This is a genomic window from Streptomyces sp. NPDC126499 (genome assembly GCF_040302485.1).
In the GTDB taxonomy this organism is placed as follows: Bacteria; Actinomycetota; Actinomycetes; order Streptomycetales; family Streptomycetaceae; genus Streptomyces.
Genome location: NZ_JBEOUO010000005.1, coordinates 354,684 through 375,708, shown reverse-complemented (window position 1 = coordinate 375,708; position 21,025 = coordinate 354,684). Strand labels below are relative to the sequence as shown.

Below are 21,025 nucleotides of genomic sequence, written 5' to 3'. Positions count from 1 at the left end.
CCCGTAACACGGCTGAGGTCCCATGCCGGTGGACCGAAAGGCAGTGGGGTATGGCGGTGCATCAACTCCCGGTGGAAGTCGCGGCGTTCACAGGATGGCTGGGCGAGCTGGCCGGCCGGCTCACCCCTGGCGAGGGCTGGTACGGCGTGTTTCGCGCCCGTGACCCGGACGGCATGCGCGCCTGCTTCGACGGTACGGACATCCTGCCCTGGGACGTCGTCGCGTCCCTGCTCCAGGACCTCGGCGAACCGCCCGACGGCCCCCTCGCCCTTCGGGGCCGCGCCCTGCACGCCGCCGCCGCGACCGCCCACGACCGCCTGCCCGGCGGTGCGGCGGCGCTCGCCGAACGCCGGCACCTGATGCGGCAGGCGGCCCACGACGCCCGGACCCGCATCGGAGACCTGACCGAGCACCCGGACCGCGACCCCGACGGCGCGTCGCTCGCCTGGGCGCACGACGACCTGACCCGCGCCCGCGCCAGGATCGCCGAACTCGCCGAGCGGATCGACCGGCTCGGCCGGGCGGGTGGGTTCGACACGCGGGCTCGGCGGGGCGGGCCGGGCAATCCCGGCCACCCGCACCCGCACCCGCACCCGCCACCGCGCCCGAGCGCGCCACCGCCACCACCACCGGCGGCCCCCCTCGCCTCCACCCCCACGCCCGCCCGCCGCCGCCCCCGGGGAGCCCGTTACGCCTGGCTGGACGGGGCGGATCCGCTGCCCCCGGTCGGGGTTCCGGTGACGGAGCCGCCCACCGCTCCGGCCGTCGCGCCGCGTGGGGCCCGGTTCGGTGCGGTGTCCGCCGAGCCCGTACGGGCGGCCGCGCCGCAGGCGACCGAGGACCCGGGGCAGGCCGTCCGGGCCGCGGGCAACGCCGTCCACGCCTTGCGGCGGCTGCGCGCCCAGGGGCGCAGCGGTGAGGCGCACGCGCTGTTGTGCGAGGCGCTCGCCAGGCCGCCCGCGTGGCTGCCGGTGCTCGCCGCCGAGCTGCACGCCGCCGGGCTGGCGGCGGACTGGGCCACACTGTTGTGGGAGGCCGCCACCCTGCCGCCCGGCCGGCTGGCCGCCGTGGCGGGGGCGCTCGCCGACGCGGGCCGCCCGGAGGACTGCGAGCGGCTGCTCCGGCAGGGCGTGGCCCGGCCGGTGGAGGAGCTGGCCGGAGCCTGCGCCGCCCTCTATGCCGAGTCCCGTCACGCGGAGGCCCAGGCGCTGCTCACCGCCTTCGTGCGTTGCCGTACGCCCGAGGACGCGGCCCGGCTCGCCGTCGCGGACCCCGACGCCGGTCCCGCCGCCCTCACCGCGCGGCTGCTGGCCGCCGCCCGCTCCGTCTCCCCGGCACGCGAGCGTGACGTGCTGCACGCGCTGCGCGTCGCCGGACTGGTGTGACGGGTGGGGGGCCCGAGCGGGGCGACGGCGGCCGACCGGCCGGCCGCCCCGCCGCGGACGACGGGCGGAGGCGATCGCCATGACCCAGGACGTGTCCGTACGTGTCGGTGCGTGTCCGACGTGGACCACTCGGGTATGAAACATGATCGACTCCGCCGCTTCACGGCAGTGGTCTTGCTCCGGGCTGTGACGGGGCTTACGTTCTCCTCCTACGCATCGCGTCTACGTGCGTAGAGGCTCTCTGACGCCGTGCCGAAGGAGCAGCTCATGACCGACGTCGTACGCGCCGCGCTCGTCCAGGCGACCTGGACCGGCGACACCGAATCCATGATCGCCAAGCATGAGGAGCACGCCCGCGAGGCGGCCCGGCAGGGGGCGAAGGTCATCGGGTTCCAGGAGGTGTTCAACGCCCCGTACTTCTGCCAGGTGCAGGAGCCCGAGCACTACCGGTGGGCCGAGCCGGTGCCCGACGGGCCCACCGTACGCCGGATGCGGGACCTCGCCCGGGAGACCGGGATGGTCGTCGTCGTGCCCGTCTTCGAGGTCGAGGGCGCCGGCTTCTACTACAACACCGCCGCCGTCATCGACGCCGACGGCACGTACCTCGGCAAGTACCGCAAGCACCACATCCCGCAGGTCAAGGGCTTCTGGGAGAAGTACTACTTCCGCCCCGGCAACGCCGGCTGGCCCGTCTTCGACACCGCCGTCGGCAAGGTCGGCGTCTACATCTGCTACGACCGCCACTTCCCCGAGGGCTGGCGCCAACTCGGCCTCAACGGAGCGCAGTTGGTCTACAACCCCTCGGCCACCCACCGCGGCCTGTCCTCCTACCTCTGGCAGCTGGAGCAGCCCGCCGCCGCCGTCGCCAACGAGTACTTCGTCGCCGCCATCAACCGCGTCGGCATCGAGGAGTACGGCGACAACGACTTCTACGGCACCAGCTACTTCGTCGACCCGCGCGGCCAGTTCGTCGGCGACGTCGCCTCCGACAAGGAGGAGGAACTCCTCGTCCGCGACCTCGACTTCGGCCTCATCGACCAGGTCCGGCAGCAATGGGCCTTCTACCGCGACCGCCGCCCCGACGCGTACGACGGGCTGGTGCGGCCGTGAGCAGCCTCTACGAACGCCACCGCGCCGTCGCCCCCGACTGGCTCGCCCTCTACTACAAGAACCCCATCGAGCTCACCCACGGCGAGGGCCGCCACGTCTGGGACGCCGACGGCAACCGCTACCTCGACTTCTTCGGCGGCATCCTCACCACCATGACCGCCCACGCCCTGCCGGAGGTCACCAAGGCGGTCGCCGAGCAGGCCGGGCGGATCATCCACTCCTCCACCCTCTACCTCAACCGCCCGATGGTGGAGCTCGCCGAACGCGTCGCCGCCCTCTCCGGCATCCCCGACGCCCGTGTCTTCTTCACCACCTCCGGCACCGAGGCCAACGACACCGCCCTCCTCCTCGCCACCGCGTACCGCCGCTCGAACCAGATCCTGGCGATGCGCAACAGCTACCACGGCCGCTCCTTCTCCACCGTCGGCATCACCGGAAACCGCTCCTGGTCGCCCACCGGCCTGTCCCCGCTCCAGACCCTGTACGTGCACGGCGGCGTCCGCACCCGCGGCCCGTACGCCCAGTACACCGACGAGCGGTTCATCGACGCCTGCGTCGCCGACCTGGAGGACCTGCTCGGCCACACCCGGGACGTCGCCGCCCTCATCGCCGAACCCATCCAGGGCGTCGGCGGCTTCACCTCCCCGCCCGACGGCCTCTACGCCGCCTTCCGCAGGGTCCTCGACCGGCACGGCATCCTGTGGATCGCCGACGAGGTGCAGACCGGCTGGGGCCGCACCGGTGAGCACTTCTGGGGCTGGCAGGCGCACGGCCAGGCCGGGCCGCCCGACATCCTCACCTTCGCCAAGGGCATCGGCAACGGCATGTCCATCGGCGGGGTCGTCGCCCGCGCCGAGATCATGAACTGCCTCGACGCCAACTCCATCTCCACCTTCGGCGGTTCACCCGTCACCATGGCCGCGGGACTCGCCAACCTCGCCTATCTCCTCGAACACGACCTCCAGGGCAACGCCCGCCGCGTCGGCGGCCTCCTCATCGAACGGCTGCGGGCCGCCGCGGCCGGCATCGACGCCGTACGCGAGGTACGCGGACGCGGCCTGATGATCGGCCTGGAACTCACCCGGCCCGGCACCGACCGGGCCGACCCCGACGCCGCGGCCGCCGTCCTGGAGGCCACCCGCGCGAACGGCCTGCTCATCGGCAAGGGCGGCGGCCACGACACCAGCGCCCTGCGCATCGCGCCCCCGCTCTCGCTGACCGTCGCCGAGGCCGAGGAAGGCGCGGCGATCCTCGAACAGGCCCTCCGTTCCCTCCCGTCCGCAGGGGAGTAGTCCCGTGAGCACCCGCACACTCATCAGGGGCGGGCTCGTCCTCACCGCCGCCGACGAGCTGCACGCCGACGTCCTCGTCGAGGACGGGCGGATCGCCGCCCTCGCCGCCCACGGCTCGGCGGCCGCCGCCGGCTGGACCGCCGAGCGCGTCATCGACGCCACCGACCGCTACGTCATCCCGGGCGGAGTCGACGCCCACACCCACATGGAGCTCCCCTTCGGCGGCACCTTCGCCTCCGACACCTTCGAGACCGGCACCCTCGCCGCCGCCTGGGGCGGCACCACCACCATCGTCGACTTCGCCGTCCAGACCGTCGGCCGCAGCCTGCGCGAGGGGCTCGACACCTGGTACGAGAAGGCCGACGGCAGGTGCGCCGTCGACTACGCCTTCCACATGATCCTCTCCGACGTCAACGAGCACACGCTCAAGGAGATGGACAAGCTGGTCGAGGAGGGCATCTCCTCGTTCAAGCTCTTCATGGCCTACCCCGGCGTCTTCTACAGCGACGACGGGCAGATCCTGCGGGCCATGCAGCGCGGTGCCGACAACGGCGGGCTGATCATGATGCACGCGGAGAACGGCATCGCGATCGACGTCCTCGTCGAACAGGCCCTGGCCCGAGGCGAGACCGACCCCCGCTACCACGGAGAGGTCCGCAAGGCCCTCCTGGAGGCCGAGGCGACCCACCGCGCGATCCAGCTGGCCCGGGTGGCCGGCTCCCCGCTGTACGTCGTCCACGTGTCGGCCGAGGAGGCCGTGGCCGAACTCGCGGCCGCCCGAGACAAGGGCCTGCCGGTCTTCGGCGAGACCTGCCCGCAGTATCTGTTCCTGTCGACGGACAACCTGGCCGAGCCGGGCTTCGAGGGCGCCAAGTACGTGTGCTCGACACCGCTGCGGCCGCGCGAGCACCAGGCCGCGCTGTGGCGGGGCCTGCGGACGAACGACCTCCAGGTGGTGTCGACCGACCACTGCCCGTTCTGCTTCAAGGGGCAGAAGGAGCTCGGGGTCGGCGACTTCTCGAAGATCCCCAACGGCCTGCCCGGCGTCGAGAACCGCATGGACCTGCTCCACCAGGCCGTCGTCGACGGCCACATCTCCCGGCGCCGCTGGATCGAGATCGCCTGCGCGACCCCCGCCCGGATGTTCGGCCTCTACCCGCAGAAGGGCACGATCGCCCCGGGCGCCGACGCGGACGTCGTCATCTACGACCCGCACACCACCCAGACCCTGTCCGCGGCCACCCACCACATGAACGTCGACTACTCCGCGTACGAGGGGAAGACGGTCACCGGCCAGGTCGAGACCGTCCTCTCGCGCGGCGAACTCGTCCTCGACCGGCGGACGTACGTGGGGCGCGCGGGGCACGGCAGCTTCATCCCCCGCTCCACCTGCCAGTACCTGAACTAGGAGGCCGCGCCTTGGACTTCGGACTCGTCCTGCAGACCGACCCGCCCGCCTCCCAGGTCGTCGGCCTGATGCGCCGGGCGGAACGCAACGGCTTCCGCTACGGCTGGACCTTCGACTCCGCCGTGCTGTGGCAGGAACCCTTCGTCATCTACAGCCAGATCCTGGAGCACACCACCAAGCTCCACGTCGGCCCGATGGTGACCAACCCGGGCACCCGTACGTGGGAGGTCACCGCCTCCACCTTCGCCACCCTCAACGACATGTTCGGCAACCGGACCGTGTGCGGCATCGGCCGCGGCGACTCCGCGATGCGCGTCGCCGGCCGCAAGCCGAACACCCTGGCCCGGCTCGGCGAGGCCATCGACGTCATCCGCGACCTCGCCGAGGGCCGCGAGGCGGTCGTGGACGGCAACCCGATCCGCATCCCGTGGGTGAAGGACGGCAGGCTGCCGGTGTGGATGGCCGCCTACGGGCCCAAGGCCCTGGCCCTCGCCGGACAGAAGGCGGACGGCTTCATCCTCCAGCTCGCCGACCCGTTCCTCACCGAGTGGATGGTCAAGGCGGTTCGTACCGCCGCCGAGGAAGCCGGCCGCGACCCGGCCTCCCTCACGATCTGCGTCGCCGCTCCCGCGTACGTGACGGCGGACGACTCGCCCGAGGCCCTGGCCCACGCCCGCGACCAGTGCCGCTGGTTCGGCGGCATGGTCGGCAACCACGTCGCCGACCTGGTCGCCCGCTACGGCGAGCACTCCGCCATGGTCCCCGACGCGCTCACCGCGTACATCAAGAACCGCCAGGGCTACGACTACAGCCACCACGGCCGCGCCGGAAACCCCGACACGGCCTTCGTCCCCGACGAGATCGTCGACCGCTTCTGCCTCCTCGGGCCCGCCGAGTCCCACATCGCCAAGCTCCGCCACCTCAAGGAGTTGGGCGTCGACCAGTTCGCCGTCTACGACATGCACGACAACCGCGAGGGCACCATCGACGCCTACGGCTCCGACATCATCCCGTCGTTCCGCTGAGCGGTGCCGGAGGGGGCTGCCGCAGCACGGCCCTCGAGAACCCCCGGTCGGCGACGTCCGACGGGTAGAACCGCCGGGCCCAGCGGCGGAACGGTCCGATCGGCCCGTCGCCGTGGGCCAGCCGGGGAGGCTGCTCGTACCTCTTGTGGTTCCAGATCGGGAAATCGGCGGCCGTGAACGCGCAGCTGGACCAGAACAGCGGGCGTTCCAGCAGGCGCGCGGCCGTGCGGCTGACCGCCCGTGCGAGGGGCCGCGGCAGCCGGGAGGGCTCCGCGAACACGATGCGGTTCGACTGCCGGAGCTGCATCCGGTTCGGGGCGATCGCGGTGGGCATGACCGCCGTGCACATCAGGAGCCCGAACCGCGGCACGCGGATGTCGGCGTGCAGGCAGCTGAGCCCGTACCCGTCGACCTCGACCTCGACGGCGAACTCGCCGAACACCGGGGCGCTCTCCCGTACCCGCATCGACACGTGGAACGCCGTCTCGCCATAGGAGACGGGGGCGCCCAGAGTGGCCTCGAGCCAGCCGTGCAGCGTGGCGAAATGCCCCATGTCCACCGAGTTCTCGATGACCTCCTGGGCATGGCCGGCCATTTCCCAGGCCGCGTGCCGCGCGGGCCGGTGGCCGACCGCATGCCAGTCGGGGATCTCCCAGTCCGGCTCCCGGCCGTCGTGGTGCCGCCAGACGAAGACGGCTCCGTTGGCCTCGCGCACCGGCAGCAGGGCCAGGGGCGTCTTCGGGGGCGGGGTGTCGTATCCCGTACGTACGCAGGAGCCGTCGGGGCCGAACGCGAACAGGTGGAAGGGGCACACGAGGTCGTCTCCGTCGACCTTCGCCAGGCCGAGGTGGGCACCGAGGTGCGGGCAGTAGGGCCGGACGGCCCGGAGCCCACCGGTGCGCAGGCGGTAGAGCACCACGTCCTCGCCCATGAGGGGCCGGGTGAGAACGCTTCCGCGTCTCACTTCGTCGGAGAAGGCCAGCGCGGACCAGCCGCTCGGGTAGGGCAGTCCCGGGACTCCCGCGACGTCGGCCGGAGTGGGACCCTCGCTGATCGTGCGTCCGTAGCGGCGTGTCAATTTCATGGGGTTCTCCTGAATCCGTACGACTGCCTTCAGTTCCTGAGCGTCGTGCCCCGGCCGAGCGGAACGCGTTCGCGCAGGTGGTGGGTCTGCGCGAGGCGACGCAGGGCGGCGAGGAGACGCTCGCCGAGGACGTTCCCGATGATCAGGGCCTCCTCCATCCCGGCGATGTCGGCGCAGCGGTCGAGGGCCTCCACGTCGCTCGCCGCCGCCGTGTCGGCGGCGCGCGCGTAGGCGTCCAGCCGCTCGGCGAAGTCGTGCCGGCCGAGCCGGCGCAGGGCGTCCAGGACCTCGGCGGCGGCCTCGATCGCGGGATCGTCGGGGGAGACGCGCCAGCCCTGCCGCTGGACCAGCGCGAGGACCTCGCTCGTGGCGGGGCCGTCCGCCTGCCCCGGGGTGGTGCCGAGGGCGGGTTGCCGGGCCGTCCGCAGCAGCCGGCCGGGGCCGGTGCCGCTCGCCGCCAGGGCCGCGAGGACGTCGCCGATCGCCGCCAGGGAGAGGCCGCCGATGTCGAGGAGAGCGCGGATGAGCCGAAGCCGGTGAAGGTGCCCCTGATCGTACTGGGCCTGGTTGGTGTGGGTGCGCAGTCCGGGGCTCAACAGGCCTTCCCGGAGGTAGAACTTGATGGTGGGCGTGGGGACGCCGCTGACGCGGCTGAGTTCCGAGAGGCGCATGGATCTCCTGATGCCGGGCTGCGCTCCAGTGCTCCGGCGGGATCGTGCTGTTCACACTGGACGGCAGGCGTGATGCGGAGTCTATTTGACTGACGAGCCATCAGGTGATCTTTCGGTGAGGACCCCCCGATCGTGTGGATCCGGCGTCGGCGCGGACGGCCTTTCCGGTGCCACCGGAGGAGGGGTCGCAGGGCTTCCCTCGCCCGCTGTCGGGCCGTGTGGCGGCGTTTCGGCGGGGTGCGGGCGGCCGGTCAACGTCGTAGGGGGCGCTGACCCTTTCGGCGCGTGCCCGCCGCGAGCGTGCTCCGGCTACATCCCGTGTGCAATACATTACCGAAAGCAATCAGTGGTGCCTTGCTCGGGATCGGAACGGCCCGTGACGAGGAAGGTTCACCCACGACGGCGAGTCCCATCCAGCGCCAGGAGTAGACGGCCATGCAGCGTGAGGTCCACGTCAGCACCGATCCGAACGCCCCTGGGGACGAGGCGCACGAGCGCCTCGGCAGTCTCTGATCTCGTCCGGGACACTCGGCCGCCCGCCGCCATCAGCGGGCGGTCCCGCTTGTCCGTCACGCCGCACCAGACCACGACCTCACGGATTCGACATGACAGACACGGGGAACGCCATCAGCCGCGACAAGATCGCAGTCATCGGGATGGGCTGCCGCTTTCCGGGCAGCGCGTCCAGCTACCGGGCGTTCTGGCAGAACCTGATCGAGGGCAGGGACTGCATCACCCCGACGCCGGCCGACCGGTACGACATCACCACGCTCGGCAGCCGGGACAAGGCCAAGGCCGGGCGGCTGGTCGGCGGTCGCGGCGGCTACATCGACGGCTTCGACGAGTTCGATCCGGCGTTCTTCGGCATCAGCCCGCGCGAGGCGGAGCTCATGGACCCGCAGCAGCGCAAGCTGCTGGAGGTGGCCTGGGAGGCCCTGGAGGACGGCGGACAGAAGCCCGCGGAACTGGCCGGACGGGACGTCGGCGTGTTCGTCGGCGCGTTCACCCTCGACTACAAGATCCTGCAGTTCGCCGACCTCCGCTTCGACACGATCGCCGCGCACACCGCCACCGGCACCATGATGACGATGGTGTCGAACCGCATCTCGCACTGCTTCGACTTCCGTGGCCCCAGCCTCTCGGTCGACACCGCGTGCAGCTCGTCCCTGGTCGCCGTGGACCTGGCGTGCCGGAGCCTGCTGCGCGGCGAGAGCAGCCTCGCCCTCGCCGGAGGCACGCTGCTGCACCTGGCGCCGCAGTACACCATCGCCGAGACCAAGGGCGGCTTCCTGTCACCGGACGGCCGGTCGTGCACCTTCGACGCGTCGGCCGACGGCTATGTGCGCGCCGAGGGCGTCGGCATGATCGCGCTCAAACGGCTGGCCGACGCCGAGCGCGACGGCGACCCCGTCCACGCGGTGATCATCGGCAGCGGCGTCAACCAGGACGGCCGTACCAACGGCATCACCGTGCCCAACCCGGACGCGCAGGTGGCGCTCATCGAGCAGGTCTGCGCCGAGGCCGGCATCACACCCGGCGACCTGCAGTACGTCGAGGCCCACGGCACCTCGACCCCGGTCGGCGACCCGATCGAGGCGGGCGCGCTCGCCCGCGCCCTGTCGATCGGGCGGAAGCCGGGCGCCAGGTGCTACGTCGGCTCCGTCAAAGCGAACATCGGGCACACCGAATCGGCCGCGGGCATCGCCGGACTGATCAAAACCGTTCTGTCCCTCCAGCACCGCACCGTCCCCCCGCACATCAACCTCACGCGGCTCAACCCCGCCATCGACCCGGCGTCCCTGCCGTACGAGATCCCGTCCGGGCCCGCCGACTGGCCCGAGCACGACGGGCCCGCGCGGGCCGGAGTGAACGCGTTCGGCTTCGGCGGCACCAACGCGCACGTGGTGCTGGAGGAGGCGCCGAAGACGGCGGTACGCCACGGGTCGGACCCGTCCGGCGCCGACCCGTCCGAGGCTTCCACGGCCCCGGCCCTGACCATCCTGCCGCTGACCGCGCGCGACCCGGCCGTCCTGCCCCGGCTGGCGGAGGGCATCCGGCAGCAGCTCACGGGCACCGGCGCCGAGGGGACGCCCGTCTCGCTGTCCGACCTCGGCCACACCCTGGCGCACCGCCGCCAGCACCTGGAGTCCCGGCTGTCCGTCGTGTACTCCTCGCGCGCGTCGCTGGTGGAAGCCCTGGAAGCGTACGGGCGAGGGGAGGACCATCCCCGCGTACTCGTGGACCACGAGCGTGACGCCCAGCGGCGCCGCCTGGTCTGGGTGTTCACCGGCATGGGCCCGCAGTGGTGGGCGATGGGGCGTGAGCTGTTCGAGCGCGAGCCGGTCTACCGGGAGGCGGTCGAGCGCTGCGACCACGAGATCGCCAAGCTCACCGGCTGGTCCCTGGTCGAGGAACTCGCCGCCGACGAGACACGGTCGAGGATGGCCGAGACCTGGCTCGCGCAGCCGGCCAACTTCGCCGTCCAGGTCGGCCTTTCGGCCCTTTGGCGCAGTTACGGTGTACGCCCCGACGCCGTCGTCGGGCACAGCACCGGCGAGGTCGCGGCCTTCCACGAAGCGGGCGTCTACAGCCTGGAGGACGCGGTCGCGGTCATCGTCCACCGCAGCCGCCTCCAGCAGCGGCTGACCGGCACCGGCACCATGCTCGCCGTGAACCTGTCCGCCGCGCAGGCGGAGCGCCGCGTGCGGCCCTACGGCGACCGGGTCTCGCTCGCCGCGGCCAACAGCCCTTCCTCGGTCACCCTCTCCGGCGACCGGGACGCGCTCCGGGAACTCGCCGACGAACTCCGCGCCGAGCAGGTGTTCGCCAAGTTCCTCACCGTGGACGTGCCGTACCACAGCGCGCGGATGGATCCGATCAAGGACGACCTGCTGACCTCGCTGGCCGACCTGAAGCCGCGCGCGGCCCAGCTGCCGCTCTACCTGACCGGCAGGGAAGGCACCGCCCACGGCACCGAACTGGACGCCGCCTACTGGTGGGAGAACGTCCGCGGCAGCGTCCGCTTCCGCCCGGCCGTCGACCGCCTGGCCGACGACGGCTACAGCGTGTTCCTGGAGATCGGCCCGCACCCCGTGCTCGGCCACGCGATCCAGGAGTGCCTCTCCGCCCGGAACGTCGAGGGCCGTACGCTGCCCTCGATCCGCCGCCGGGAGGACGAGCCGGAGCGTTTCATGAGGTCGCTCGCCGCACTCCACACCATGGGCGCCGACATCGCCTGGGACGTGCTGCAACCCACCGGACGACCGGTGACGCTGCCGCCCTACCCCTGGAAGAGGGACCGCTACTGGGCGGAGCCCGGCCCGGTGCGTGACATCCGGCTCGGCCGGCGGGACCACCCGCTCCTCGGCCGCCGCCTCGCCCACGCCGAACCCACATGGGAAGCGATGCTCGACGTCGAGACGACGCCGTACCTGAGCGACCACCGCATCCAGGGCAGTGTGGTCTTCCCCGCGGCCGGCTACGTGGAGATGGCCGCGCAAGCGGTACGGGCGATGACCGGCGGCACCGAGGCGGTCCTGGGCGACATCGAACTGCGCAAGGCCCTCTTCCTGGCCGACGACGAGGCCGCCACCGTGCAGCTGTCCTTCTCCTCCGAGGACGCCGGATTCACCATCGCGAGCGTGACCGGCGACGGCCGGGACCCGGCCGTCCACGCGACCGGGGTGGTACGCGCCGGTCAGCGCCGCCGCGACGGCGGGACGCTCGACGCCGACGCGATCCGCGCGCGCGGCACCCGCCACCTCGACGGCGACGGCTGCTACGCGGCGCTGGCCGACAGGGGCTACCACTACGGGCCCGCGTTCCAGGGCATCGACGAGGTGTGGATCGGCCCCGACGAGGCGCTGGCCCGGATCCGTCCCACCGCGCCCCTCGGCGACGACGCCGCGCACCACCACATCCATCCGGTCCTGCTCGACGCCTGCTTCCAGACCCTGCTGACCCCGGGGCTGCCGGCCGGCCCCGCGGACCCCCGGCGCACCGGTGTCCTGCTGCCGCTGTCCATCGAGGAGGTGCGCGTCGCGCCGGTCGGCGACCGGCCCCTGTGGGCGCACGCGACCGTCTCACGGCGCGGCGCCGACGAGCTGGTCGGCGACATCGCCCTCTACTCCGACAGCGGCGAGCCGCTCGGCCGGATCAGCGGCTTCCGCGCGGCCGACGTCGAGAAGGCGGCGACCACGGTCGGCCTGGGCACGATCGACGGCTGGCTGGCCGACGTGACGTGGGTCGACCGCCCGCTCGACCCGGCCACGACCGGGATCCAGGACGGTGCCGCGACCCGGGGCACGACCGTGACCGAGGACGGTGCCGCGCCCCGGACCACGGCCGGCACCGCGGACGGCGGCGCACACGACTGGCTGGTGTTCGCCGACGCACAGGGAGTCGCCGACGCGTTCGCGGCGGCGGTCGGCGTCACCGGCGGGCGCTGCCATCTGGTCCGCCCCGGCAGCGGATACCGCAGGGCGGCCGAGGGCCGCCCGTGGACCGTCGCACCGGACTCCGCCGAAGACCTGGCCCGCCTGTTCACGGACCTGCGCGACGACATCGGCGCGCCGCCCGGCAGCGTCGTGCACCTGTGGAGCCTGGACCGGCCGCCGCTCGACGCCGCCGACCGGCCCGCCCTCGACGGGCACACCGGCACCGGCGTCTACTCGCTGATCGCGCTCGCCCAGACCCTGCTGCGCGAAGTGCCCACGGCCAGGCTGCACATCGTCACCCGCGGCGCGCAGGCGGTGGCCGCCGGGGACGCGGTGGAGCCGCTGGGCGCGCCCGCCTGGGGCATCGGCCGCGTACTGCGCCACCAGGAACTCACCGACCACCGGGGCAAGCTGGTCGACCTCGACCCGAACCGGCCGGACGACACCGCTGCCCGCCGGTCCGAGGCCGAGGCGCTGCTGCGTGAGCTGACGACCGACGACGAGGACGAGATCGCCCTGCGCGCCGACGGCCGCCGCACCAGCCGGCTGACCCCGGCCGCCGGCCTCACCCGCCCCCTGCCGCTGCGGCTGCGCGCCGACGGCAGCTATCTGGTGACCGGCGCGTTCGGCGCCCTCGGCCGGCTGCTGTGCCGCACCCTCGTCCGGCGCGGCGCGCGCCGGCTGATCCTGATGAGCCGCACCGCCCTGCCCGAACGTGACCGGTGGCACGGCATCGACCCGGACACCCCGGCCGGACGCCAGGTGCGCTTCGTCCGGGAACTGGAAGCCCTCGGAGCCCACCCCGTCCTCGCGCCGCTGGACATCACCGACGAGACGGCCCTTGCCGCGTGGCTGGCCGGTCACCGGGCAGCCGGGTCGCCGCCGATCCGCGGCGTCTTCCACCTCGCCGGACAGGTACGCGACACGCTGGTGCCGGAGATGGACCGGCAGGTCTTCGACTCCGTGTACGGCCCCAAGGTCGTCGGCGGCTGGCTGCTGCACCGCCTGCTGCGCGACGAACCGCTCGAACACTTCGTGCTGTTCGCGTCGGTCGCCTCGCTGCTGACCACCGCCGGCCAGACCAACTACGCGGCCGGAAACGCCTTCCTCGACGCGCTCGCCCACCACCGACGCGCCCAGGGGCTGCCCGCGCTGAGCATCGACTGGGGCCCCTGGGCGACCGGGATGATCGAGGAACTCGGGCTCGTGGAGCACTACCGGGCGAGCCGGGGGATGAACTCGCTCTCGCCGGAGACCGGCATGGCCGTGCTGGAGCGGGTCATCGCCCAGGACCGCGCCCAGTTGCTCGTGGCCACGGTCGTCGACTGGCCGGTGTTCCTCGCCTGGTACCCCACACCACCGCGTCTGGTCTCCGAACTGGCCGCGGCGGGCGCCGCGGACGGTCACCGCGCCGACGGCGAGCTCGGCGGCTTCGTCGACACCTTCCGCGAGGCCGACGACGAGGAGCGCCGACGGCTGCTGACCGAGCGGTTCGCCACGCTGGTGGCGGGCGTCCTGCGGGTGAACGCCCAGGACGTCGGCCCGGCGGACACCCTCGGCGCGAGGGGACTGGACTCGCTGCTCGCGATGGAGCTGCGCGCCCGCATCCACGCCGAACTGGGGGTCGCCCTGCCGGTGGTGGCGCTGCTCGGCAACGCGCCGGTCGCCGAACTGGTCGAGCAGGTGCACGCCGCCCTGGTCGAGCTGCTCGCCGCGGACCCGGGCGGGGGCACCGGCGCCACGGCGGTCGAGCTGTTCGACGACGAGCTGCGGTATCCGCTGACCCAGAACCAGAAAGCGCTGTGGTTCCTCAAGCAGCTCAACCCGGACGGCCACGCCTACAACATCGGCGGCGCGGTGGAGGTGCGCGTCGCGCTCGATCCCGAGCTCATGCGCGCCGCCTTCACCGCCATGGTCGAGCGCCACCCCAGCCTGCGCGCCAACCTCGTCCTGGACGACGGGCGGCCGGTGCAGCGGATCTCCACCGAGGTCGAGCCGGACTTCGGCGTCTTCGACGTACGGGGCCGGGACTGGGACGACATCCGGCAGCTGATCATCCGCGAGTACCGCAAGCCGTACGACCTCGAACGCGATCCGCTGGTCCGCTTCCGGCTGTTCCAGCGGGACCCGGACCGCTGGGTGATCATGAAGGCCGTCCACCACGTCATCTCCGACGCCGTCTCGACCTTCACGTTCATCGAGGAACTGCTCGCGGTCTACGAGGGGCTGCGGCACGGCCGCCCTGTCGAACTGCCGCCGGTCCCGGCGCGCTACCTCGACTTCCTCAACCGGCAGAACACCTTCCTGGCCGGCCCCGAAGCGCGGAAGATGCTCGACTACTGGCGCGGGCACCTGCCCGACGAGGTGCCCGTCCTCAACCTGCCCACGGACAAGCCGCGACCGGCCGTCCAGACCCACAACGGCGCCTCCGAGTTCTTCGTACTGGACGAAGAGCTGAGCGCGCGGGTGCACGCCCTGGCGCGCGAGCACAACGTGACCGTGTTCACGGTCCTGCTGAGCGCCTACTACCTGCTGCTGCACCGCTACAGCGGCCAGGACGACATCATCGTGGGCAGCCCGGTCACGGGCCGTACGCACGAGGAGTTCGCCTCCGTCTACGGATACTTCGTCAACCCGCTGCCGCTCTACGTGAACCTGGCCGGCGAACCGACGACCGCCGAGCTGCTGTTCCGGGTACGCGACACCGTCCTCGGCGGCCTGGACAACCAGGAGTACCCGTTCGTCCTGCTGGTCGACGAGCTGGGCCTGCAGCACGACCCGAGCCGTTCCGCGGTGTTCCAGGCGATGTTCATCCTGCTCACCCACAAGGTCGCCACCGAGCAGTACGGCTACCGCCTGGAGTACATCGAACTTCCCGAGGAGGAAGGCCAGTTCGACCTCACGCTGTCCGCGTACGAGGACGAGGCCGAGCGGCGCTTCCACTGCGTCTTCAAGTACAACACCGACCTCTTCGAACCCGGGACGATGCGGCGGCTCGCCTCCCACTACGTCAACCTGCTCGACGGGCTCACCCGCGCACCGTCCACCCGCCCGGTGACCGGGCTGCCCATGCTCGCCCCTCGGGAGCGTGAGCGGATCCTCCGCGAGTGGAGCGGCGCCGGTCGCCGCGTGGCCCACGACGTTCCCGTGCACGAGCTGTTCCGCCGGGCCGCCACCGCACACCCCGAGACGGTCGCCGTGTCGGCCCCCTCCGAGTCGGGTGCCACCCGCCGGCTGACGTACGAGGAGGTCGAACACCGCTCCCGCGCCCTGGCCCACCGGCTGCGCGGACTGGGGGTCCGCGAGGGCACCGTGGTCGCCCTGTGCCTGGACAAGTCGCCCGAACTGATCGTCACCCTGCTGGCGGTGCTCCGGGCCGGCGGCGCGTACCTTCCGCTGGACCCCGCGTACCCCGCGGACCGCCTCGCCTACATGGTGCGCAACGCCGAGGCCTCCCTGGCCGTCGTCGCCGACGAGGACGGACGCGAGCGGCTGGCCACGGCAGCCGCCCAGGTGCTGACCCTGGACGAGCTGCACCGGACCGGGCCCTGCGGCGACGCACCGCTCGACGTCACGGTCGCCCCGGACGCTCCCGCCTACGTCATCCACACCTCCGGCTCCACCGGCCGGCCCAAGGCCGTCCGGGTCAGCCACCGCAACCTCGCCGCCGCCTACGGCGGATGGCGCGAGGAGTACCGCCTCGACCACGACGTGCGCGTCCACCTCCAGCTCGCCAACCCCTCCTTCGACGTCTTCACCGGCGACCTGGTCCGTGCGCTCTGCTCCGGCGGCACGCTCGTCCTGATCGGCCGTGAGCTGCTGTTCGACACGGCCCGTCTGTACGCGACGATGCGGACGGAACGGGTCGACTGCGGCGAGTTCGTGCCGGCGGTGGTGCGCGGCCTGATGAACCACTGCGAACGAGACGGGGTGCGGCTGGACTTCATGCGGCTGCTGATCGTCGGGTCCGACGCCTGGAAGGTCGAGGAGTACGAGCGCCTGCGCGCCCTGTGCGGCCCGCGGACCCGCGTGGTCAACTCCTACGGCGTCACCGAGGCGACCATCGACAGCAGCTTCTTCGAAGGTCCCGCGGACGGTCTCGAGCCGAGCCGGATGGTGCCCATCGGGCGGCCCTTCCCCCACAGCGACCTCTACATCCTCGACGCGTACGGCGAGCCCGTGCCGCCGGGTGTGCCGGGCGAACTGTGGATCGGCGGGGAGGGCGTCGCCCTCGGCTACGCGGGCGACCCGGACCAGACCGCCGAGCGCTTCACCACCTTGGCGCTGGGCGGCGAGTCCGGCACCGCGCCGGTCCGGGCGTACCGCACCGGCGACCTGGCGCGCTGGGACGCCGACGGTGGCGTCCAGCTCCTCAGCCGCGTCGACTCGCAGGTCAAGGTCCGCGGCCACCGCGTCGAGCTCGGCGAGATCGAGTCGCGGCTGGCGCTCTGTCCCGAAGTGGCGCAGTCGGTGGTGACGGTACGCGCCGACACGCAGGGCGAGGCCGTCCTGTGCGCCTACTGCGTACCGGCGGCCGGTGTGCGCCTCGACCAGCGCGAGCTGCGCCGGCGGCTCGCCGCCCATCTGCCGACCTTCATGATCCCGTCCTACTTCGTCGAGCTGCCCGCCCTGCCGCTGTCCGCGAACGGCAAGATCGACCAGGCCGCCCTGCCGGCGCCGCGCGCCGGCGGCGACGAGGTCCACGAACCTCCGGTGACCGACCACGAGGTGCGGATGGCCGAGCAGTGGAAGGCCGTCCTCGGACTGGAGCGAGTCGGCCTCCTGGACGACTTCTTCGAGGTCGGCGGCAGTTCCATCAAGCTGATCGAGCTGATCCACCGCCTCCAGGCCGAATTCGGCGTGCCCATCCCCGTCAGCCATCTCTTCAAGATCACCACTCTGCAGGGCATGGCCTGGACGGTGGAGCAGATCACCAAGGGCCGGATCACCGGCACACAGCCCTGGCTGCGGTTCAACGGCGGCGACGGGCCCCAGCTCTTCTGCTTCCCGCCCGCCGGAGGCCACGGCCTGGTCTACCGCCGGTTCGCCGCACACCTGCCCGAGTACCGGATCACCGCGTTCAACTACCTGCCGGGCGACGACAAGACCGAGCGGTACGCCGACCTGGTCGAGTCGCTCCAGCCCGAGGGTCCCTGCACCCTGCTCGGCTACTCGCTCGGCGGCAACGTCGCCTTCGAGGTGGCCCGGGAGCTGGAACGGCGCGGGCGCGAGGTGGCGCACGTGGTCATCGTGGACTCGTACCGCATCTCGGAGACCTTCGCGCTCGCCGACGAGCACCTCGAAGCCTTCGAGCGGGAGCTCGGTGAGCACCTGCGCAAGCACACCGGGTCGGAGATCGTCACGAAGGAGACGCTCGACCAGGCCAGGGAGTACATCGACTTCTGCGGCCGCAACCCGAACCTCGGAACGGTCACGGCTCCGGTCAGCGTGATCTCCGACGATCAGAAGGCGGAGTTCTACACCGCCGGCCACGAGGGCTCCTGGCACGCCGGCTCCACCACGCGCACGGCGGTCGTCCAGGGCTCCGGCGCGCACGCCGACATGCTCGACCCGGGCCATCTGGAGGTCAACACCCGCCTCGTGCGGGACATCCTGCGAGGGACCGGTCCCCATGGCTCATGACGCCTCCACGCTCCCGCCGCCGGACACCGGCCGACAGGAAGGGCTGACACCGACCATGCACACGCGCGGCGAGCCGCTCGCGTACCCCTTCGAGCGGGGCGCCGGACTCGACGTTCCCCCCGTCTACGCCAAGCTGCGCGACCAGCCGATGGCCCGGGTCCGGATGGCCTACGGCGAGGACGCCTGGCTGGCCACCCGGTACGCCGACGTCAAGACGGTGCTGTCGGACGCCCGCTTCACCCGCGCCGGGGCCGTGGGGCGCGACCAGCCGCGGATGGAGCCGATGGTCCGGGACTACGGCGGGCTGATCTCCCACGACCCGCCGGAGCACACGCGGCTGCGCGGCCTGATGGCCAGGGAGTTCAGCGCGCGCCGGATCGAGCGGCTGCGGGTCCGCGCGCACGAGGTCGCAGGCGAACTCCTCGACGGCATCGTCGCCTCGGGCCCGACCGTCGACCTGTTCGAGCGGTTCGCCACACCCCTGCCGACGACACTCAACTGCGAACTGCTCGGGGTACCCATCGAGTACAGCCGTTTCTGGGCCTGGGCGGAGGGCGAGGCGTCCGGGATCGCAGCGGACGCGGACCCCGGCGAGCTGGCGGCGGAGTTCTTCTCCCAGGTGGCCGCGCTGGTCGAACTGCGCCGTGGGCAACCGGGCGACGACGTGCTGAGCTCGCTCGTGCGGGCCCGTGACGAGGACGGCCGGATCACGGAGGACGAACTGCGCGTGCTGGTCGCCGACCTCCTCCTCGCGGGCTTCGCCACCATCGCCGGACAGATCGCGGCTTCCTTCTACCACCTGATGATCCGCCCCGCGGAACTGTCCCGGCTGCGTGAGCGGCCGGAGCTGATCCCGCAGGCGGCCGAGGAACTGCTGCGGTACGTGCACCTCGACGACTTCATCGCCCCGCGCTACGCCACCGAGGACGTCGAGCTGGGCGGGGTCCTCGTCCGCGCCGGTGACCCCGTACTGGTCTCGCCGGCCGCCGCCAACAGGGACCCGGCGGTCTTCCCCGACGCCGAAGACCTGGTCCTCGGCCGAACCGGCGCCCCCCACCTCGGCTTCGGGCACGGCGCCCACTTCTGCCTCGGGGCCCACCTGGCCCGGCTCGAACTCCAGGTGGCCCTGGAGACGGCACTGCGACGCCTGCCCGGACTGAGACTCGCCGTCCCCGAGAACGAACTCCGCTGGAAGACGGGGGGCATCGTCGGCAGCCTCGCCGACCTGCCCGTCACCTTCGACCGGCCGACCGGCGTGACGGGTGACGCGTGACACCGGACACCGAGCAGGACTGGGACACCCGCGAGCGCGCTCCCGGCGCCAAGCCCCGGGTCCTCATCATCGGCGCGGGCATCGCGGGACTGTCGACCGGCTGCTACGCGCAGATGAGCGGGGCGCGGACCCGTATCCTCGAGAAGCACGTCCTGCCCGGAGGCTGCTGCACGGCCTGGGCGCGGGACGACTACGTCTTCGACTACTGCATCGAGTGGCTGATCGGTACGGGCGCGGACAACGAGGCCGCCACGATCTGGCGTGAACTCGGCGCGCTCGACGGCAAGACGATCACCAACTTCGACACGTTCAACACCGTGGTCGACGAGGACGGCCGGTCGGTCACCTTCTACAACGATCCCGACCGTCTGGAGCGTCACCTGCTGGAGATCTCTCCGGCAGACGCACGGCTGATCCGCTCCTTCTGCCGGGACCTGAGGCGCTTCGTCGACATCAACCTGTACCCGTTCCTGACCGCGCCGCCGCTGCGGACGGTACGGGAGAGGCTGCGACTGCTCCGTACCGTCCTGCCGGCCTTCCGGCTGTTCTGGCGCACCGCCGCCACCCCGATGGAGACCTTCTGCGGCAAGTTCCAGGACCCGCTGCTGCGCCGGGCGTTCCCGTACATCTTCTTCCAGGACCACGAGGTGTTCCCGCTGCTGCCGTACCTGTTCAACATGGCGGGCGCGTACCTCGGCAACGCCGGTTTTCCCCAGGGCGGGTCGCTGGGCCTGTCCCGCTCCGTCGAGGAGCGGTACACCTCGCTCGGCGGCCGGATCGACTACCGCGCGCGGGTGCGGCGGATCCTCGTCGAGGACGGTCGCGCGGTGGGCGTGGAGCTCAAGAACGGGCGGCGGTTCTACGCCGACCACGTCGTCTCGGCGTGCGACGGCCACACCACGATCTACGGCCTGCTCGACGGGAAGTACACCAACCCCACCATCGACACGCTCTACACCGAGCTGCTGCACGAGCCGGAACTGGTGTACCCGGGTGTGGTCTCGGCGTTCGTCGGCCTGACGGGCGACGTGGACCCCGCCACCCCGCACAGCACCACCTATCTGCTGTCACCGCAGGACAGCGCCGACCTCCCGGCCGTACGGCAGAACAGCCTGGTGGTGCAGGTGCGTTCGCGCTACTGCGACTCCTTCGCACCGCCCGGCAAGGCGGTCGTCCACTGCACGTACTTCAGCGACTTCGCCTACTGGAAGACGCTGCGCGGCACCGACCGCGTGGCGTACCGGGCACGCAAGCGCGAGGTCGCCGACTTCGTCCAGGGCTTCCTGGAACGGCACCATCCCGGCATCACGGAGCGCATCGAGACGATCGACGTGGCCTCGCCCGCCACGATGCTGCGCTACACCGGCAACCACAACGGCAGCATCCTCGCCTGGAAGTCCTTCACCAAGGCCGAGGACCTGGCCAACAAACTGGTCAACAAGGACCGCATGCGGCTGCCGGGCCTGCGCGGCTTCTCCATGACCGGCCAGTGGGTCGGCGGCGGCGGTCTGATCCGTACCGCGTCAGCGGGCCGCTTCGCCGTCCAGTACCTGTGCGAGGAGCTCGGGCTGGACTTCACGGCCTGGGAGAGCCCCGGCGCGGAGCCCTGGCACCGCGGGAAGCTGGGCCGGCTGCCCCAACTGGACACCAGGCACCGGGGCCGGCCGGCCCGCGGACGGACGTGAGGAGGGCGCCGGC

At 72.1% G+C, this 21,025-nt stretch carries 10 protein-coding genes; 8 read left to right on the top strand and 2 right to left on the bottom strand.

Going from position 1 to position 21,025, the window contains the following annotated elements; genetic code table 11:
* Positions 1 to 50: 50 nt before the first annotated feature.
* The 5 genes from ABTZ91_RS10195 to ABTZ91_RS10175 all read left to right on the top strand — a co-directional run bounded on the left by ABTZ91_RS10195 (position 51) and on the right by ABTZ91_RS10175 (position 6,220).
* Positions 51 to 1,385, top strand: a complete 1,335-nt coding sequence (locus ABTZ91_RS10195) for a UL36 very large tegument protein (protein ID WP_352076679.1) — start codon at positions 51 to 53, stop codon at positions 1,383 to 1,385.
* Between the two features lie 267 nt (positions 1,386 to 1,652).
* Positions 1,653 to 2,495 (top strand): nitrilase-related carbon-nitrogen hydrolase, encoded by an 843-nt coding sequence (locus tag ABTZ91_RS10190; protein WP_352076678.1) that lies wholly within the window; start codon positions 1,653 to 1,655, stop codon positions 2,493 to 2,495.
* Entirely contained in the window at positions 2,492 to 3,787 is a 1,296-nt protein-coding gene (locus tag ABTZ91_RS10185; protein WP_352076677.1) for an aspartate aminotransferase family protein, read from the top strand. Before ABTZ91_RS10190 ends, ABTZ91_RS10185 begins: the two co-directional genes overlap by 4 nt.
* A 4-nt stretch (positions 3,788 to 3,791) precedes the next feature.
* Positions 3,792 to 5,195 carry a dihydropyrimidinase gene (gene hydA / locus ABTZ91_RS10180; protein ID WP_352076676.1) on the top strand — a complete coding sequence of 468 codons (1,404 nt, stop codon included), beginning with the start codon at positions 3,792 to 3,794 and terminating at the stop codon, positions 5,193 to 5,195.
* Between the two features lie 11 nt (positions 5,196 to 5,206).
* Positions 5,207 to 6,220, top strand: a complete 1,014-nt coding sequence (locus tag ABTZ91_RS10175) for a TIGR03842 family LLM class F420-dependent oxidoreductase (protein WP_352076675.1) — start codon at positions 5,207 to 5,209, stop codon at positions 6,218 to 6,220.
* Here the strand turns inward: ABTZ91_RS10175 and ABTZ91_RS10170 are convergent.
* Positions 6,201 to 7,304: a Rieske 2Fe-2S domain-containing protein gene (locus ABTZ91_RS10170; protein ID WP_352076674.1), complete on the bottom strand. Its 1,104-nt coding sequence runs from the start codon at positions 7,302 to 7,304 to the stop codon at positions 6,201 to 6,203. The genes ABTZ91_RS10175 and ABTZ91_RS10170 overlap by 20 nt on opposite strands.
* Positions 7,305 to 7,333: 29 nt before the next feature.
* Positions 7,334 to 7,975, bottom strand: coding sequence for a MerR family transcriptional regulator (locus ABTZ91_RS10165; protein ID WP_352076673.1), 642 nt, complete (start codon positions 7,973 to 7,975; stop codon positions 7,334 to 7,336).
* A gap of 605 nt (positions 7,976 to 8,580) precedes the next feature.
* Between ABTZ91_RS10165 and ABTZ91_RS10160 the strand changes: the two genes are divergently transcribed.
* The 3 genes from ABTZ91_RS10160 to ABTZ91_RS10150 are packed head-to-tail and all read left to right on the top strand — an operon-like array spanning position 8,581 to position 21,012.
* On the top strand, positions 8,581 to 18,054 hold the full coding sequence (locus ABTZ91_RS10160) for a non-ribosomal peptide synthetase/type I polyketide synthase (protein WP_352076672.1): 9,474 nt from the start codon (positions 8,581 to 8,583) through the stop codon (positions 18,052 to 18,054).
* On the top strand, positions 18,044 to 19,327 hold the full coding sequence (locus ABTZ91_RS10155; RefSeq protein ID WP_352076671.1) for a cytochrome P450: 1,284 nt from the start codon (positions 18,044 to 18,046) through the stop codon (positions 19,325 to 19,327). The genes ABTZ91_RS10160 and ABTZ91_RS10155 overlap by 11 nt, the downstream gene beginning before the upstream one ends.
* Entirely contained in the window at positions 19,324 to 21,012 is a 1,689-nt protein-coding gene (locus ABTZ91_RS10150; RefSeq protein ID WP_352076670.1) for an NAD(P)/FAD-dependent oxidoreductase, read from the top strand. Before ABTZ91_RS10155 ends, ABTZ91_RS10150 begins: the two co-directional genes overlap by 4 nt.
* Positions 21,013 to 21,025 lie beyond the last annotated feature (13 nt).

Excerpts from the sequence above, each read along its gene's own strand:
- ABTZ91_RS10195 (WP_352076679.1), top strand. The coding sequence starts at position 51 with ATGGCGGTGCATCAACTCCCGGTGGAAGTCGCGGCGTTCACAGGATGG.
- ABTZ91_RS10190 (WP_352076678.1), top strand. The coding sequence starts at position 1,653 with ATGACCGACGTCGTACGCGCCGCGCTCGTCCAGGCGACCTGGACCGGC.
- ABTZ91_RS10170 (WP_352076674.1), bottom strand. The coding sequence starts at position 7,304 with ATGAAATTGACACGCCGCTACGGACGCACGATCAGCGAGGGTCCCACT.
- ABTZ91_RS10165 (WP_352076673.1), bottom strand. The coding sequence starts at position 7,975 with ATGCGCCTCTCGGAACTCAGCCGCGTCAGCGGCGTCCCCACGCCCACC.
- ABTZ91_RS10160 (WP_352076672.1), top strand. The coding sequence starts at position 8,581 with ATGACAGACACGGGGAACGCCATCAGCCGCGACAAGATCGCAGTCATC.
- ABTZ91_RS10155 (WP_352076671.1), top strand. The coding sequence starts at position 18,044 with ATGGCTCATGACGCCTCCACGCTCCCGCCGCCGGACACCGGCCGACAG.